This window comes from Micromonospora coriariae (genome assembly GCF_900091455.1).
GTDB classification, from domain to species: Bacteria; Actinomycetota; Actinomycetes; order Mycobacteriales; family Micromonosporaceae; genus Micromonospora; species Micromonospora coriariae.
In genome coordinates this window covers 456,716-473,627 of sequence record NZ_LT607412.1, presented here as the reverse complement: position 1 = coordinate 473,627, position 16,912 = coordinate 456,716, and the positions used below count along the sequence as shown (strand labels likewise).

Genomic DNA, 16,912 nt, shown 5'->3' with positions numbered 1-16,912 from the left:
GCCATTCGCCGCGAAACCCGCCGCCCACCGGGAGCCTCGGTGAAGAATGGTGGGCCGGGGAGGGTGCTGCGACGAACCCGGGGGACCAGGCGTGCTCGGAACCAGCCTCCTGGGCCGGCTTCGCAGCCGTGACCCGGGAGATGCCGTTTTGCGGCGTGCGGCACGGCTGACCCTCGTCGCGTCCGCCGTCTTCTACGCCTGCCGCTACGGCGCGGGCAGCCCGATGCTCGCCACGTACGGTCTGTTCGGCGTGGTCGCCGCCGGATCGTTCGCGCAGCTGCCCGGTCCGGCGCCGCAGCGGGCGCGGATCCTCGTCACGTCGCTGCCGGCGGTCTGGGCGCTGATCGCCGTGGGCTCGCTGCTGGCGTGGAGCACCTGGACGGCCGCCGGCGGAATGCTGGTCATCGGGTTCGTCGTGGCGTTCGCCGGGGTCGGCAACCCGCGCCTGGTGGGGCTGGCCAGCGCGTTCCAGCTCTTCTACATCCTGGCGTCCTTCCCGCCGTACCAGCCGAACACCCTGCCGGAGCGGCTGGCGGGGGTCACCCTCGCCGTCGTGCTGCTCGCGGTGGCCGAGGTGTTCCTCTGGCCCGATCCGGTGCCGGTCACCTACCGGCAGCGCCTCACCGAGGCTACGGGTGGCGTCGCGGCGTTCCTTGACGCCACCGCCACCATGCTGACCGATCCGCGGGGCGGTCACGGCGGCCGGGACACACGGCGCGAGCGGGCGTACGACACGGTGGCCGGCCTCGCGTTGGGCCTCAACCCCACGGCGTGGGCACCCACCGCGGCGGGCGCTCGGGACCGGGCGCTGCGAATCTGCGCGGCGGCGTTGCGGGAGGTGCTCGCCGAGGCGGACCGGTTGGCGGCGGACGCGCCTCCGGAGCCGATCCCGGACCTGGCTGCGGCGCGGCTGCTCACCTCGTGTGCCGAGACGATCCGCGCTGCGGGCCGGAGCCTGGCGCCGGGTGCGCAGCCGATCGACCTCGGCGACCTGGACGCCGCGATCGGGCGGGCCGAGAGGGCGTACCCCGTCGGAGAGGGTGACGACCGCGACGCGCCGGATGTGCCCCGGTTGTGCCGGGACGCGACCGCGCTGGCCCTCGCCGACCAGGTGCGGGTCCTCGCCGTCGGCGTCCGGGTGGCCAACGGGTCGCGGCTCGACGGCGAGGACGTCTACTCGGGGCTGTTCGAGTACGCGCGCCACGGTCCATGGACGCTGTATTGGCGGCAGTTCCGCTCGCACCTGGCGCCCCGATCGGTGCACCTGCACAGCTCGCTGCGGCTGGCCGTGGCACTGGCCGTCGCCCGGGTGGCCGCCGGGGTGTTCCAGCTCACCCACGGCTTCTGGGTGCTCCTGGCGACCCTCACCGTCCTGCACACCTCGGCGGCGGAGACCCGCACGGCGCTGCGGCCCGCCGTGCTGGGCACGATCGCCGGTGCGGTCGTCAGCGGCGGGCTGATGCTCGTCGTTCAGGAGCCCATCGTCTACGCCATCGCGTTGCCGTTCACTCTGATGCTGGCCTTCGGCGTCGGGCGCCTGCTGGGGCCGGTCTGGCAGCAGGCGTTGTTCACAGTGCTGCTGACGTTCGTCTTCGCCCAGCTCGCGCCCGAAGGATGGCGACTCGCCGAGGCCCGCCTGGTCGACGTCGTGCTCGGCGCCGTGATCGGCGTGGTCGCCGGCGTCGCGATGTGGCCGCGCGGCGCGAGCCGCGAGCTGCGGCGCAACGCCGCCCGCTACCTGGAGGCCACCGCGGACGCGGTCGAGCAGACCGTCCGGGCGGTGCTCGGCGGGCCTCGACCCGACCAGGCTTTCGAACGGGTCCGCAGGAGCACCGTCCTCGTCGACTCGTCCTACTGCCAGTACCACTCGGAGCGGCCCGATCCGCCGAGTCGGCGCGTGGACTGGGACGCCGTCCTGGCCACCGGACACCGCGTCGTGCCCGCCGCCGAGTCGTTGCTGCGGCGCAACCCACCCGGCTGCCTCGCGGGCTGGCCTGCGGTCGCGCCGCTACTGCGGGACTCCGCAGGTCAACTGCGAGGGGGGTACGACGACCTCGCCGACGAGGTCGTGCACGGCCGTCCAGCCGGCCCGGTGCCCGCGCCGGCTGACTGCGTCGACGAACTCGACCGGATCCGCCCACTGCTGGGTGAGGTCGGCTCGCAGTCCTCGGTGCGGCATCTGGTGGAGGTCGACCGGTGGCTGGCCGGTCTCGCCGACAGCCTCGCCCGGGTCCATCCGCCCGCCGGCGGGGAGCCGGTCAGTCGAGGCCGACGGCAGTGACGGGCGCTGAACCCTTCGGCCCGGCAGCATGTCGATGAGCGTGATACCTCTGAGTCATATCTATACCTCAGAGTCATCATGCTCGTCAGGGACCAGCCCGCCGCGCGCGGTCGACAGGCGAGCCGTCCGTGCGCCGCAGGCCGCCGCTCGCCGATTGGCCGTGCCGATTCTTGATCGTTTCGCCTAGCGTCGAGGCCATGGAACTTGAGCAGGCGCAGAAGCTCTGGCAGCCGGAGCCCGGCTGGTTGAACACCGCCTCCTACGGGTTGCCGCCCGAGCCGGCCTGGACGGCGATGCAGGAGGCCCTGGCCGACTGGCGGGTCGGGCGTACGTCGTGGGAGGGCTGGGGAGACTCCGTGCAGCGGGCGCGTACCGCGTTCGCCGGACTGATCGGGGTGCCGGGCGAGGACGTGGCGGTTGGCGCGACCGCCTCGCAGATGCTGGCGCCGGTCGCGGCGGCGCTGCCGGCCGGGTCGACTGTGGTGGTTCCCGAGGTCGAGTTCACCTCGAACCTCTTCCCCTGGCTGGTGCAGTCCGAGCGTGGCGTCACTGTGCGCACGGTTCCGGCGGACGGGCTGGCCGACGCGATCGACGCCGACACCGACCTGGTCGCGTTCAGCCTGGTGCAGTCGGCCGACGGCGCTGTGCTGGCGTACGACGAGATCGTGGCCGCGGCCCGCGCGCACGGCGCGCTGGTGGTGGTGGACGCGAGCCAGGCGTGCGGCTGGTTGCCGTTCGACGGGAGCCTGGCCGACGTGGTGGTGGTGAGCGGCTACAAGTGGGTGATGGGCCCGCGCGGCTGCGCGTACGCCTATCTGGCCCCGGCGCTGCGCGACCGGCTCCGCCCGGACGCCGCCGGCTGGTACGCGGGCCGCGACCCGTACGCCTCCTACTACGGCCCGCCGCTGCGGCTCGCCGACGACGCCCGTCGGTTCGACATCTCACCGGCCTGGTTCAGCTGGGTCGGGGCGGCGCCCGCCCTGGAGTTGGTCGCCGAGATCGGCGTGCCGGCGATCCGGGAGCACGACGTGGCGCTGGCCAACCGGTTCCTGACCGGGCTGGGCCAGCCGCCGGGGGAGAGCGCCATCGTCACCGTCGACGTGCCCGACGCGGAGCGGCGCCTGGCGGCGGCCGGCATCCGGGCGGCGGTGCGCGCCGGCCGGGTCCGCGCCTCCTTCCACGTCTACTCCACCGAAGCCGATGTGGACGCCGCCCTGACGGCGTTGGCCGGCTGAGCCCGCCAACGGGCGGCCCACCGAAGCACCGGTGAGCCGGACCGGCCGGCCGTGCCCTGCGGGGTCACGGCCGGCCCGCGATCGCCGTGGTGGTCAGGAACAGACGCTCAGGTTCGCGGAGGTGTAGGAGAGCATTCCCCACTCCAGGTCGGGCCCGGCGGGCATGTCTCACCTGCCGTCCGCGCGCCGGCCGAAGTAGGCGAAGTTGGTGCCTAGCCCGTCGTAGTAGAACCAACTCTCGCCCTCGTAGAGGCGGAGGCGGGTGGCCGCCTTGGCGAAGGTTTTGGGACCGACGACGCCGTCGCTGACCAGACCTCGGTCGCGCTGCCACCGCTTTGTGGCGGCCGTCGTCACCGGCCCGAACCGGCAGTCGACGCCGGAGGCGGCGAGGTAGCCGTCGGCCTTCAGGATCGTCGGTCCAGGTGCCCGAGCCCGCGACGTACCCCTGGCCGACGCTGGCCCCCGCTGGTGTGGCCGAGATGACGAGAGCGCCGATCGTGGCGACGGCCATCGCCATCGCAACGGCCTTGATTCGTAGGAACATCCATCCCCTCTGACTGGTCGGGCGGTTGTGCCGGATACACGTCCAGCGATCCCGTCCCGTTGCACACAGTCAGGAGACGGGCACTTCACGCTCAGGCGAGATGCCCCCCGATCTTCGTGTAACCGCGCAGCAGGTCGCGCGAGATGATCAGGCGCTGCATCTCGTCGGTGCCCTCGAAGATCCGGTAGAGCCGGACCTGCCGGTACCAGCGCTCGATGGGCAGCTCACGGGTGTAGCCCATGCCGCCGTGGATCTGGAGCACCCGGTCCACCACCCGGTTGACCATGCCGGCGCCGTAGAGCTTGCCCATCGACGAGGCGTGCCGCGGGTCCATGCCCTGGTCGACCGTCCACGCGGACTTCAGCACGAGCCAGCGGGCCGCTTCCAGCTCGGTCTCCGAGTCGGCGATCATCCACTGGATGGCCTGGTTGGTGCCGATCTTCGTGCCGAACGTCTCCCGGGTGTTGGCGTGGTCGATCGCCATCTGCAGGACCCGTTCGGCGATGCCGATGGCGTGCGACGGGATGGTGTAGCGGCCCTTGCCGATCCACTCCATGCCCAGGGTGAAGCCCTGCCCGATCTCGCCGAGGATGTTGCGGTGCGGCACGCGTACGTTGTCGAAGATCAGCGACGCCGGCCCGCCTTCGCCCATTGTCTGGATGAACTCCGAGCGCCAGCCCATCGCCCGGTCCACCAGGAACGCGGTGGCGCCGCCGTTGCGGGCGCCCTTCTCCCGGTCGGTCACCGCCACCACGATGGCGAAGTCGGCGTCGTTGCCGCCGGTGATGAACGTCTTCTCGCCGTCGAGGATCCAGTCGTCGCCGTCGCGGCGGGCCGAGAGCCGGATGTTCGCGGCGTCCGAGCCGGCGCCCGGCTCGGTGATCGCGAAGCAGGAGCGCCGCTCGCCCTCGATGGTGGGGATGAGGAACTCCCGCTTCTGCTCCTCGGTGGCGTGGAACAGGATGTTGTCCGCCTCGCCGCCGAAACGGAACGGCACGAACGTGTGGCCCAGCTCGGTCCAGATCAACGACTGGAGCACGGCCGGCAGGTCCATCCCGCCGTACTCCTCCGGGGTCGCCAGACCCCAGAAGCCGAACTTGCGTGCCTTGAGTTGCAGCTCGCGCAGCTCGGAGTGGTCCAGGCCCGGCTGGTGCGCCCGCTCCCGGCGGAGCACCTCCGCCTCCAGCGGCATCACGTCGCGGCGGATGAACGACCGGACGGTGTCCCGTACCGCCCGCTCCTCGTCGGTCAGCGAAAAGTCCACGGTGGTCCTCCTGGCGTCGGTGCTGCCGGTCACCCTTAAACTAGCGGTGTAAGTTTTGCCGCGTCCAGACCCCACGGCCGAGACCAGCGAGGAGCGCAGTGCCCCGACCACGCCAGCCCCGGCTCACCCGGCAACTCATCGTCGAGACCGCCACCGCGGTCATCGACGCCGAGGGCCTGCCGGCGTTCTCCACCCGCCGGCTCGCCGCCGAGCTGGGCGTGCGCGGTCCCTCGCTCTACAACCACTTCGCCACCAAGGACGAGATCCTGGACGCCGTCGCCGACACGGTCACCGCCGCCGTGGACACCAGTGGCTTCGCCAGCCGGGACTGGGCCGCCGCGCTGCGCGACTGGGCCTGGTCCTACCGGCGGGCCCTCACCGCGCACCCGAACATCGTGCCGTACCTGGCCCAGGGGCCCGGCCGCCGGCCGGCCGCCCTCGCCATGGCCGACGCGGTCTACGGCGGGCTCGTGCGCGCCGGCTGGCCGCCGGCCCGGGCCACCCACATCGGTGCGGCGCTGCGCTACTTCGTGGCCGGGTCGGCGCTCGGCTCCTTCGCCCGCGGCTTCGTCGAGGACCCCAAGCTGTACGCCGCGCACTACCCGCACCTGCGCCAGGCGCACCGGCTCGCCGAGCACCAGCAGAGCGTGGACGAGGGCGCGTTCGCCCTCGGCCTGGACGCTCTGCTGCACGGCCTGGCCGCCGAGTACGTCCGCACCGTCGGCCCCCTCGACCCGGTGGAGTCCGCCCGGTCCAGCGGGTAGCGTCGAAACTCCCAGCGCTAGTTTCATCGCCCATCGCCCACCCCCGAAGGGACGACATGGACCTCGCCGCCGCGCCGTCGCAGCTGCTGCCCGACGCCCTGCGCCTCCGGCGCCACCTGCACATCGCCGGCCAGTGGACCGAGTCCACCGCCGGCGAGGTGATCGCAGTGGAGACCCCGAGCACCGGCGAGCTGATCGGGCAGGTGCCCGCCGGCACGCCGGCCGATGTGGACCGGGCCGTGGCCGCGGCCCGCGCCGCCTTCCCCGGCTGGTCGGCCGCCACCCCCGCCGAGCGTTCGGCTCACCTCGACCGGCTGCACACCGCGCTCGCCGCGCGCGCCGACGACCTCGCCCGCACCATCGCCGTGGAGTTGGGCGCCCCGCTCAAGCTCGCCACCCGGGTGCACGTCGGACTGCCGTTGATCGTGCTGCGCGACCACGTCGCGCTCGCCGCCCGCCCACCGGTCGAGGAGAGCATCGGCAACTCCCTCGTCGTGCGCGAGCCGATCGGGGTCGTCGGCGCCATCACCCCGTGGAACTACCCGCTGCACCAGGTGATGGCGAAGCTGGCACCCGCGCTGGCCGCCGGCTGCACGGTGGTGCTCAAGCCCAGCGAGCTGACCCCGCTGACCGCGTACCTGCTCTTCGACGCGGTCACCGAGGCCGGGCTGCCGCCGGGTGTGCTCAACCTGGTCCCCGGCACCGGCCCGGTCGTCGGTGAGGCGCTCGCCGGGCACCCCGACGTCGACCTGGTCTCGTTCACCGGCTCCACCGCCACCGGCGCCCGGATCATGCGGCTCGCCGCCGACCGCATCGCCCGGGTCGCGCTGGAGCTGGGCGGCAAGTCCGCCAACGTGATCCTGCCCGACGCCGACCTGGCCGCCGCTGTCAAGGTCGGCGTCGGCAACGCCCTGATCAACTCCGGCCAGACCTGCACCGCGTGGACCCGGATGCTGGTGCACCGCGACCGGTACGCCGAGGCCCTCGACCTGGTCGCCGCCGCGGTCGCCGGCTACCGCCTCGGTGACCCGTTCGACCCGGCCACCCGGCTCGGCCCCCTGGTCTCCGCCGCCCAGGCCGAGCGGGTCCGCGGCCACGTCGACCGGGCCCTCGCCGACGGGGCCCGGCTGGTCGCCGGTGGCCCGGACGCCCCGGTGCCCGCCCAGGGGCACTTCGTCGCCCCGACCGTCTTCGCCGACGTGCACCCGGACAGCGCCCTCGCGCAGGAGGAGGTCTTCGGCCCGGTGCTCGCCGTCATCCCGTTCGCCGCCACCGACGAGGCGGTGGCCATCGCCAACAACTCGAAGTACGGGCTGGCCGGCGCGGTGTGGTCCGCCGACACCGACGCGGCGCTCGCGGTGGCCCGGCGGCTACGTACCGGCGCCGTCGACATCAACGGCGCGCCGTTCAACCCGCTCGCCCCGTTCGGCGGCTACAAGCAGTCCGGCCTCGGCCGGGAGCTGGGCGTGCACGGGCTGGCCGAGTTCAGCGAGCTGAAGGCGATCCAGCAGTGAGCGCCCCCGAGCCGCCGGCGGGCCGCGCCGAGCCGTCCCCGGCCGCGCCGGGCGGCGGCACCGAGCCGATGCCCGCGCCGGTCACCGTTCGCGCGCTCGTCGCGCGCGGGTCCGGTGCCGAGCTGCGGGTCGAGCGGGTACGCCTGCCCGCTCCCGGCCCCGGCGAGGTGCGGGTGACGATCACGGCCGCCGGGGTCTGCCACTCCGATCTGTCCATGGTGAACGGCACCCTCGCGGCGAGGTTCCCGCTGGTGCTCGGGCACGAGGCGACCGGGGTGGTGGCCGATACCGGGCCCGGCAGTCGGCTGACGGTCGGCACCCCGGTGGTGCTCAACTGGGCACCGGCCTGCCGGGCCTGCTGGTGGTGCCGGCGGGGCGAGCCGTGGCTCTGCGCGGCCACCACGGCCCCGACCGTGCCACGCGGCGAGACCGACGACGGCGTACCGCTGCACCTGACTCTCGGCCTCGGCGCGCTCGCCGAGGCGGTGGTGGTGCCGGAACGCGCCGTCATCCCGATCCCCGCCGGACTGCCCGCCGAACAGGCGGCGCTGCTCGGCTGCGCGGTGCTCACCGGCGTCGGCGCGGTCCGTAACACCGCAGGGGTGGCGCCCGCCGAGTCCGTCGCCGTCGTCGGGCTCGGCGGGGTGGGGCTCGCCGTGCTCACCGCCGCCCGCCGGGCCGGCGCCACGACGATCCTGGCCATCGACGTCGCGGAGGCGAAACGGGACCTGGCGCTCGCCGCCGGGGCGACCGACTTCCTGCTCTCCGACGACCGGCTCTCCAAGGAGGTACGGGCGCGCACCGAGGGCCGGGGCGTCGACCACGCCTTCGAGTGCGTCGGCCGCGCCGCCACCATCCGGGCAGCCTGGCGGCTCACCCGCCGCGGGGGAGCGGTGACCGTGGTCGGCATGGGCGCCAAGGACGACATGGTCAGCCTCGGCGCGCTGGACATCTTCCACTCTGCCCGGACGCTGCGCTCCTCGGTGTACGGCTCGTCCGACCCGGATCAGGAGGTGCCGGTGCTGGCCGCCGAGCTGGCCGACGGCGCACTCGATCTGCGCCTGTTGGTCAGCGGCACGATCCCATTGGACGAGGCGCCCGCGGCGTTCGACCGGCTGGCCCGGGGCGAGGGCGCTCGCTGGGTGGTCACCCTCGACTGAGCCGACGGCTCACCCGGTCGAAGGCTTGGCCTTCTGCGGGTAGATCGTCTCGTGGCGGGCCAGCATGGCGACGAACTCGCCGATCTTCCGCTCGCGGGTCTGAGCGCGTTTGACGGCGTTGAGGCGGTAGATGAGGGCGAACCGGTTGGTCTTGGTGAGGACGTCGAACATGGCCTGAGCGGCGGGCTCGGCGGCGATGGCGGCGAGGAGGTCGGCCGGCACCTCGGCCTCCGACGGCGGGGCGTAGGCGGCCGCCCACCGCCCGTCCGCCTTCGCGGCTTCCACCGCGGCGCGTCCGGCGGGCAGCATTCGCCCCTGCTCCTCCAGACGGGCCACGTGGGTGACATTGCGTTGGGACCAGGAACTGCGGGGCTGGCGCGGGGTGAACCGGATCCAGGAGGACTCCTGATCCCGTTTACGGGCCTGCCCGTCGATCCAGCCGAAGCACAGTGCCTCGTCGACGGCGTGCTGCCAGGTCAGCGTCGTGACCGTGCCGCCCTTTCTGGTCAGGGCGAGCCAGACACCGGGCGACGTGGCGTGGTTGGCCGACAACCACGCACGCAACCCCTCGGCGTCCGCGACGATCAACTCATCCAGCTCTTCCCTCGCCATGACGGTGACGCTAACCCTTGCCGGTGACAATGCCTGGGTTGATGCAGAGCCCGGGGTTGGCGCCGTTCTTCTCGGCGATCTCCAGGCAACGGGTCACCTTGTCGACAGTCGCGTTGGTCTCGGTGATCTGCTTGGAGATCTCGGCGTTCTTGCGGTCCTGCTCAAGGTTGCGGGTCTGGGCCAGCTTGTCCTGGAACGCCTTGATGTTGCCCTCGGTCTTCTCGTCGTGGTTCACCCGGGTGATGGTCACCGAGAGGATGTCGACGTCGGCGGCGAGCCGGGTCTCCGCGCTGGTCTTGATGTTCGCCGCGAAGGGCTTCAGGTCGACGTTGAGGTCGCCGGTCTGGGCGTCGATCTTTTCCAGGGGGTTGTACGCCGCGAACGCGTCGTTGACCGCGCTGTCGAGCTGCACGCCCACCCGCTGGCCGCGGAAGCTGGTGAAGTCTCCCTTGTAGTCCATGAACTGCTTCGGCGCGTTCTCCGGCTTGACCTGCCACTCGACGAGCACCTCGACGCAGGCGTCGGCGAGCGTGCCGGTGCGGACCCGTACGCAGTTGTCGCCGCCTATGTGGTCGTACTTCTGCCGGCCCGCGTCCCACTCGCCGACCTTCTGCCAGGGCGCCACCCACTTCAGGCCCGAGCCGGTCACCTCACCGGTGGGCTTGCCGAAGCTGGTGACGATGCCGACCGAGCGGATCGGTACGGAGTGGGCGCTGGAGGCGACGCCGATCAGCAGCGTGAGGGCGAGGCAGCCGAGCGCCGCGAGGGCGGCCGTCCGCTTTACCGCGCCTCTCGGGGCGACGAGCGCCAGGACGGCGCAGACCGCCAGGGCGACGGCGAAGACGATCGCCATGGTGAAGCCGACAGGCATGGGGTGGGGGCCTTTCACTGGGCTGTGTGGATCATCAAACTAAACGGCTCGGTCAAGTCGGTGACGTCGGGCAGTGGGGTTCGGGCACGTCTCCCGCCGGCTGAATATGGATGCAATCGACATGGCTCGACTCGCTGGACCGGCCGTAGGTTTCCTCCACGCGACGGCCCTGTGACCACAGTCACCGATCGGACGTCGCCGCGACGCTGCGGAGGATGAGGCGATGGCCGGGCAAGCGCTCCTGTCGGCCCGTGGGCTGACCCGGGACTTCCGGGGCTTCCGGGCGGTCGACGACGTCGATCTCGACGTCGCGCCGGAGAGTGTGCACGCGCTGGTCGGCCCCAACGGCGCCGGCAAGACCACCCTGTTCAACCTGCTCACCGGCTTCCTGCGGCCCAGCGGCGGGCGGATCGAGCTGGCCGGGCGGAACGTCACCGGGCTGCCCCCGGAACAGGTCGCCCGGCTCGGCGTGGCCCGCTCGTTCCAGATCACCAGCCTCTTTCCGCAGTTGTCCGCCCGCGAGCACGTCGCGTTGGCGCTGCAGTCGTCCAGCGGGTTGGGCTGGCGGTTCTGGCGTTCGGCGAAGCTGATGGGCCGCTACACCGGGCGCGCCGACGAGCTGCTGGACATGGTGGGGCTGTCCGAGTTGGCGGACGCCCCCTCCGAGGCGCTGGCGTACGGCCGCAAGCGGGCCCTGGAGCTGGCCATCGCCCTGGCGCTGGACCCGAAGGTGCTGCTGCTCGACGAGCCCACCGCCGGGATGGGCCTCGAAGACGTCGACCGCACCGTCGAGCTGATCGGCCGGGTGCGCCAGGGCCGGACAGTGGTGATGGTCGAGCACAACATGAGCGTGGTCGGCCGGCTCGCCGACACCGTCACCGTGCTCCAGGCCGGCAAGGTCCTCGTCGAGGGCCCGTACGAGCAGGTCCGCGCGGACGAGCGCGTGATCACCGCCTACCTGGGAGCCGCTGATGCTGCGCATTGAGAACCTGTCCGCCTGGTACGGCGAGGCGCAGGTGCTGCGGGACGTCAGCCTGGAGGTCGCCGCCGGCGAGGTGGTCACCCTGGTCGGGCGCAACGGCGCCGGCAAGTCCACACTGCTGCGCTGCGTGATGGGGCTGCACTCCGGCCAGCGCGGCACGGTCGAGTTGGACGGGCGGGACGTCGGGAAGCTGCCGGCGCACCGGCGGGCCCGGCTCGGGCTGGGCTGGGTGCCCGACGACCGGGGCAGCTACGCCACGCTGACCGTGACCGAGAACCTCACACTGCCGCCCCGGGTCGGCCCGGACCCGTGGTCGCTGGAGCGGGTGTACGAGGCGTTCCCCGCCCTCTACACCCGGCGGGACTCCGCGGCCACCATGCTCTCCGGCGGCGAGCAGCAGATGCTCGCGCTGGCCCGGGTGCTGCGGATGGGCGCCCGGCTGCTGCTCTGCGACGAGCCCACCGAGGGGCTCTCTCCACTGTTGGTGCAGCAGGTCGGTGACCTGCTGCGGGAAGCCAAGCGGCACGGGGTGACAGTGCTGCTTGTCGAACAGAACCTGCACTTCGCCACCGGCGTCGCCGACCGGCACTACCTGCTGGCCGAGGGACGCGTCGCCGAGGCGATGGACAACTCCGAGGTGCGCTCGCGGGAACGCGAGCTGCTGGCGTACCTCGGGATCTGATTTCTCAACGACGACCCGCGCGACGAGGCGCGGAATGGATGGAGTGGGCATGCGGAGGACGGTGGGTGTGGCTGCGGCGTCGGCCGCGGTGGTGCTGGTCGCCGGTTGCGGCGGCGGTGGACCCCAGTCGGGCGGCGACCAGAAGCTGACCGGCGACAAGATCGTGCTGGGCGTGCTCAACGACCAGTCCGGGGCGTACTCGGAGTTGTCCGGAAAGAACTCGGTCACGGCGGTGGAGATGGCCATCGCCGACTTCACCGCCAAGTACGGCGACAAGGCGGTGACCAAGGACATCACCGTGGAGACCGCCGACCACCAGAACAAGCCGGACGTGGCCAACTCCAAGGCCCAGGAGATGTACGACCGCAAGGGCGTCGACCTGATCCTGGACGTGCCCACCTCATCGGCGGCGCTCAAGGTCGCCGACGTGGCGAAGGAGAAGAAGAAGCTCTACTTCAACATCGGGGCGGCGACCACCGACCTGACCGGCAAGAGCTGCAACAAGTACACCTTCCACTACGCCTACGACACGTACATGCTGGCCAACGGCACCGGCAAGACCACTACCGAGCAGATCGGCAAGAACTGGTACATCCTGTACCCGAACTACGCCTTCGGTCAGGACATGGAGAAGAGCTTCTCCACCGCGATCACCGCGGCCGGTGGGAAGGTCGTCGGCAAGGACGGCGCGCCGTTCCCGAACACCAGCGGCGACTTCTCCACCTTCCTGCTCAAGGCGCCGACGCTGAACCCGAAGCCGGACGTGCTGGGCACCATGCAGGCCGGCGCGGAGCTGGTCAACGTGGTGAAGCAGTACAACGAGTTCAAGCTGCGCGACAAGGGCGTCGGCCTGGCGGTGGGGCTGATGTTCCTCACCGACATCCACTCGCTCACCCCGGCCGCGCTGGCCGGCACCACGTACACCGACGCCTGGTACTGGAACTTCGACGCGAAGAACCGGGAGTTCGCCGACCGGTTCCAGCAGAAGGCCGGCACCCGGCCGACGTTCGCGCACGCGGCCAACTACTCCGCCGCCCTGCAGTACCTGGAGGCGGTGCAGGCGGCCGGCACCGACGACGCGGACGCCGTCGTCAAGGGCCTGGAGGGCAAGACGGTCGAGGACGTCTTCCTGCGCAACGGCAAGATCCGCGCCGAGGACCACCGGGTGGTGCACGACGCGTACCTGGCCCAGGTCAAGCAGCAGTCCGAGGTGACCGAGCCGTGGGACTACGTGAAGGTGCTCAAGACGATCCCCGCCGCGGAGGCGTTCCGTACGCCGTCGGCGGACTGCAAGCTGTGAGCAGGTTGGCACTGTGACGGGATTTGCGCAGAACACGTTCAACGGGTTGGTGAGCGGGGCGTTCTACGCCCTGCTCGCCCTCGGGCTCGCGGTCATCTTCGGCATGCTGAGGGTGGTCAACTTCGCCCACGGCGCGTTCTACATGCTCGGCGCGTTCGGTGCGTACGTGCTGCTCACCGAGGCGGGCGTGCCCTTCTGGGCGGCCCTGGTGATCATGCCGGTGGGGCTGGGTCTGCTGGGCATGGCGCTGGAACGGGCGGTGATCCACCGCCTGACCCGACTCGACCCGCTCTACAACTTCCTGCTCACCTTCGGCCTGACGCTGATCCTGCAGGACCTGGTGAAGTTGCGCTACGGCGTGCAGTCCAGCCCGTACGCCACCCCGTCGCTGTTGAGCGGGACGGTGAACTTCGGTCTCTTCGACTTCCCGGCCTACCGGGTGTTCATCCTCGGCTTCGCGGTGCTGCTCTGCGTCGCGGTGTGGTGGGTGCTCACCCGGACCCGGATCGGCATGGTGGTCCGCGCGGCCACCGAGCGGCCCGACCTGACCCGGGCGTTCGGAATCGACGTCGGACGCTGGGTGACCCCGGTCTTCGGCTTCGGCATCGGGCTCGCCGGGCTGGCCGGTGTGCTGGCCGCGCCGATGCGCGCGGTCAACCCGCTGATGGGCGCGGATCTGATCATCGTGGTCTTCGCGGTGGTGGTGATCGGTGGGCTGGGCTCCATCTTCGGTTCGGTCGCCGCCGGCTTCGGCATCGGTCTGATACAGGCGTGGGGCGAGGCGTATCTGTCCAACTTCCCGATCGTGTCGCAGACGATCGTCTTCATCGTGATGGCCGCGGTGCTGCTCTGGCGACCGGCGGGGCTCTTCGGCCGTGAGGAGGCGCCGGCATGACCAGCACCGTGGACACCCCGGCCGACGCACCCCGAGCGGCGCCGCCGTCCGGGTTGGTCACCGTGGCCCGGGCACCCGGCTGGGTACGGTACGCGCTGCTCGCCGTCGGGCTGGCCGTCGCGGCGTGGCTGCCCAACGGCCTCTATCCGGCGGTCGCGGTGGACATCCTCTGCTGGGCGTTGTTCGCCGTCGCGGTGGACCTGCTGCTCGGCTTCACCGGCCTGATGTCGTTCGGGCACGCCGCGTTCTGGGGCACCTCGGCGTACGTCACCGGGTTGGTGGCGATCCACGCCGGCCTTCCGTTCCCGCTCGCTGTGCTGGCCGGGGCGCTGGCCGCGGCCGTGCTGGCGGTGCCGATCGGCTACCTGGCGGTCAAGCGGACCGGCATCTACTTCGCCATGGTGACGCTGGCCTTCGCGCAGATGGTCTACTACGTCGCCAACGAGTGGCGTTCGGTGACGCAGGGCGAGAACGGCCTGCAGGGGGTGCCCCGGGCGCTGTTCGGCTGGGACCTCACCGACGACTACTACTTCTACTACGCGATCCTGCCGATCGTGCTGCTCGGGCTGGCCGCTGCCTGGCGGATCGTGCACTCGCCGTTCGGCCGGGTGCTGGTCGGCATCCGGGACAACCCGGCCCGGGCGCGGGCGCTCGGCTACCCGGTGCACCGCTACAAGCTCACCGCGTTCGTGCTCTCCGGGTTCATCGCCGGCCTCGGCGGCGGGTTGTTCGCGGTCGGCCACCGGTTCGTCTCGTTGGACGTGCTGCACTGGACCACCTCCGGCAAGGCCGTCATCGTGGTGGTGCTCGGCGGGATCGGCACCCTCTGGGGCGGGGTGCTCGGCGCCGGGATCGTGGTCCGGCTGGAGGACTGGCTGTCGTTCTCCGGGTTCGAGGCGATCGGCCTGGTCACCGGGGGCATCTTCGTCCTCGTCGTGGTGCTGTTTCGGCGCGGCATCTGGGGCAGCGCGGCCGCGCTGGCCCGCCGGCTGGTGGCGCGCCAGCGGTAGAGCCGCGCGCTGGCGCATCCGCACCCGCCCTCGCGGCGTACCCCCGGGTAGGAAACACCTACCCGGGGGTACGTCTGCGTCTGGCCCGCGGTGTCCGAACGGCCGTGACGCCCGCCACATACGATACGGATCGGTTCCGTATCGTTAATGCCGGCCGTAGTCTTTCCGCAGTTACGAGTCTGACCCGTATCGTATTGGCTGCGGGTGAAACCGGGGGGAGAACCGGGCATGGAGCTGCACAACAACACCGGACACCCGAGGAGGTGGGCGATCCTGGGGGTGCTGGTGATCAGCCTCCTCGTCGTCGTCCTCGACAACACGATCCTCAACGTCGCCCTGCGTACCCTGGCCGACCCGGTGCACGGCCTGGGCGCCAGCCAGGGTCAGCTGGAATGGGCGATCAACTCTTACACGCTGGTCTTCGCCGGGCTGCTGTTCACCTTCGGGGTGCTCGGCGACCGCGCCGGCCGCAAGCGCTTCCTGATGATCGGGCTGGCGCTGTTCGGCCTGGCGTCGCTGCTCTCCGCGTACGCCGACAGCCCCGCACAGCTGATCGCGGCCCGCGCACTGATGGGGGTCGGCGGCGCGGCCATCATGCCGGTGACACTGTCGATCATCTCCAACGTCTTCGACCCGCGTGAGCGTGGCCGCGCGATCGGCGTCTGGGCCGGCGCGGTCGGGCTCGCGGTGGCGATCGGCCCGATCCTCGGCGGCGGGCTGCTGGAGCACTTCTGGTGGGGCTCGGTCTTCCTGATCAACGTGCCGGTGGTCGCCGCCGGCGTGGTCCTGGTCGCCGTGCTGGTCCCCGAGTCGCGTGACCCGCGTCCGGGTCGGGTCGACATCCTCGGCGTCCTGCTCTCCGTGGTCGGCCTGGTCGCCCTCTCCTACGGCATCATCGACGGCGGCGAGCACGGCTTCGGCCGGCCGGTCGCCTGGGGCTCGATCCTGGTCGGTCTGGCGGTGCTGGTCTGGTTCGTGCAGCACGAGCGGCGCAGCGACCACCCGTCGCTGGACGTCCGGCTGTTCCGCCTGCCCCGGTTCGCCGCTCCGGTGGCCATCGTCGGCCTGGTGTTCTTCGCCGCGATGGGCGTGATGTTCTTCAGCTCGTTCTACCTGCAACTGGTACGCGACTACAGCCCGCTGCAGACCGGCCTGCTCTTCCTGCCCTTCGCCGGCGCCCAGCTGATCTTCGCGCCGCGCAGCGCCGCCATGGTCCGCCGCTACGGTGGCCGGGCGGTCGCCACCGTCGGGCTGGCGCTGACCGCGGCGGCGCTCGCCGCGTTCGCCTTCGTCGACGCGTCCACCCCGATCTGGATCGTGCTGGTCGTCTTCTTCTTCCAGGGCGTCGGAATGGCGAACATCATGCCGCCGGCCACCGAGTCGATCATGTCGGCGCTGCCCCGGGAGAAGGCCGGCGTGGGCTCCGCGGTGAGCAACACCGTCCGCCAGGTGGCCGGTGCGCTCGGTGTGGCGGTCCTCGGCTCGGTGCTCTCCGCGGTCTACCGCGCCGACGTGGACGGCGCGCTGACCGGCCTGCCCGCGCAGGCCCGCGACGCCGCCAACGAGTCGATCTCCGGGGCGTACGCGGCGGCCGGGCAGCTCGGCCCGGCGGGGCCGGCGCTGATCTCGGCGGCCAACGACGCCTTCGTCACCGCCATGCACTGGGCGGCGGCGCTCTCCGCGCTGGTCGCGGCGCTCGGCGTCCTGGTGGTGCTGCGCTGGATGCCCGGCCGGGAGGACGTGGCGGACGCGCCGGCGGCGCCGATCGCCGAGCCCGAGTTGGCCGGGACGGCCTAGG

Annotated in this window: 15 protein-coding genes; 11 read left to right on the top strand and 4 right to left on the bottom strand. The window is 71.8% G+C overall.

From position 1 onward, the window contains the following. Positions 1 to 91: 91 nt before the first annotated feature. Positions 92 to 2,281 (top strand): FUSC family protein, encoded by a 2,190-nt coding sequence (locus tag GA0070607_RS02165; RefSeq protein ID WP_456299224.1) that lies wholly within the window; start codon positions 92 to 94, stop codon positions 2,279 to 2,281. A gap of 197 nt (positions 2,282 to 2,478) precedes the next feature. Further along, positions 2,479 to 3,516 (top strand): aminotransferase class V-fold PLP-dependent enzyme, encoded by a 1,038-nt coding sequence (locus GA0070607_RS02160; protein WP_089016646.1) that lies wholly within the window; start codon positions 2,479 to 2,481, stop codon positions 3,514 to 3,516. Positions 3,517 to 3,684: 168 nt separating this feature from the next. Here the strand turns inward: GA0070607_RS02160 and GA0070607_RS33740 are convergent, their stop codons facing one another. Beyond that, entirely contained in the window at positions 3,685 to 4,125 is a 441-nt protein-coding gene (locus GA0070607_RS33740; RefSeq protein ID WP_269458417.1) for a peptidoglycan-binding domain-containing protein, read from the bottom strand. Between the two features lie 26 nt (positions 4,126 to 4,151). After that, positions 4,152 to 5,324 (bottom strand): acyl-CoA dehydrogenase family protein, encoded by a 1,173-nt coding sequence (locus GA0070607_RS02150; RefSeq protein WP_089021599.1) that lies wholly within the window; start codon positions 5,322 to 5,324, stop codon positions 4,152 to 4,154. A 98-nt stretch (positions 5,325 to 5,422) separates the two neighbouring features. Here GA0070607_RS02150 and GA0070607_RS02145 point away from each other — a divergent pair, with 98 nt between their 5' ends. The 3 genes from GA0070607_RS02145 to GA0070607_RS02135 are packed head-to-tail and all read left to right on the top strand — an operon-like array spanning position 5,423 to position 8,762. Then, positions 5,423 to 6,088, top strand: a complete 666-nt coding sequence (locus tag GA0070607_RS02145) for a TetR/AcrR family transcriptional regulator (protein ID WP_089016644.1) — start codon at positions 5,423 to 5,425, stop codon at positions 6,086 to 6,088. A 56-nt stretch (positions 6,089 to 6,144) separates the two neighbouring features. Further along, positions 6,145 to 7,602 (top strand): aldehyde dehydrogenase family protein, encoded by a 1,458-nt coding sequence (locus tag GA0070607_RS02140; RefSeq protein WP_089016643.1) that lies wholly within the window; start codon positions 6,145 to 6,147, stop codon positions 7,600 to 7,602. Next, the gene (locus GA0070607_RS02135) at positions 7,599 to 8,762 is read left to right on the top strand and encodes an alcohol dehydrogenase catalytic domain-containing protein (protein WP_456299223.1); all 1,164 of its coding nucleotides are present in this window, start codon (positions 7,599 to 7,601) and stop codon (positions 8,760 to 8,762) included. The genes GA0070607_RS02140 and GA0070607_RS02135 overlap by 4 nt, the downstream gene beginning before the upstream one ends. 9 nt (positions 8,763 to 8,771) lie before the next feature. Here GA0070607_RS02135 and GA0070607_RS02130 read toward each other — a convergent pair whose 3' ends face one another. After that, entirely contained in the window at positions 8,772 to 9,374 is a 603-nt protein-coding gene (locus GA0070607_RS02130) for a YdeI/OmpD-associated family protein (RefSeq protein WP_089016642.1), read from the bottom strand. Positions 9,375 to 9,384: 10 nt separating this feature from the next. Further along, the gene (locus GA0070607_RS02125) at positions 9,385 to 10,245 is read right to left on the bottom strand and encodes an SPFH domain-containing protein (protein ID WP_089016641.1); all 861 of its coding nucleotides are present in this window, start codon (positions 10,243 to 10,245) and stop codon (positions 9,385 to 9,387) included. Between the two features lie 223 nt (positions 10,246 to 10,468). Between GA0070607_RS02125 and GA0070607_RS02120 the strand changes: the two genes are divergently transcribed. The 6 genes from GA0070607_RS02120 (at position 10,469) to GA0070607_RS02095 (ending at position 16,911) form a co-directional block, all read left to right on the top strand. Further along, positions 10,469 to 11,230, top strand: a complete 762-nt coding sequence (locus GA0070607_RS02120) for an ABC transporter ATP-binding protein (RefSeq protein ID WP_089016640.1) — start codon at positions 10,469 to 10,471, stop codon at positions 11,228 to 11,230. Next, complete coding sequence (locus tag GA0070607_RS02115; RefSeq protein WP_089016639.1) at positions 11,217 to 11,909, top strand: ABC transporter ATP-binding protein; 693 nt, start codon at positions 11,217 to 11,219, stop codon at positions 11,907 to 11,909. The genes GA0070607_RS02120 and GA0070607_RS02115 overlap by 14 nt, the downstream gene beginning before the upstream one ends. A gap of 49 nt (positions 11,910 to 11,958) precedes the next feature. After that, positions 11,959 to 13,209 carry an ABC transporter substrate-binding protein gene (locus GA0070607_RS02110; RefSeq protein WP_172898964.1) on the top strand — a complete coding sequence of 417 codons (1,251 nt, stop codon included), beginning with the start codon at positions 11,959 to 11,961 and terminating at the stop codon, positions 13,207 to 13,209. Between the two features lie 13 nt (positions 13,210 to 13,222). Next, entirely contained in the window at positions 13,223 to 14,104 is an 882-nt protein-coding gene (locus tag GA0070607_RS02105) for a branched-chain amino acid ABC transporter permease (RefSeq protein WP_089016637.1), read from the top strand. After that, complete coding sequence (locus GA0070607_RS02100; protein ID WP_089016636.1) at positions 14,101 to 15,114, top strand: branched-chain amino acid ABC transporter permease; 1,014 nt, start codon at positions 14,101 to 14,103, stop codon at positions 15,112 to 15,114. The genes GA0070607_RS02105 and GA0070607_RS02100 overlap by 4 nt, the downstream gene beginning before the upstream one ends. A gap of 228 nt (positions 15,115 to 15,342) precedes the next feature. Beyond that, complete coding sequence (locus tag GA0070607_RS02095) at positions 15,343 to 16,911, top strand: MFS transporter (protein WP_089016635.1); 1,569 nt, start codon at positions 15,343 to 15,345, stop codon at positions 16,909 to 16,911. The last annotated feature ends 1 nt before the right edge of the window (position 16,912 follow it).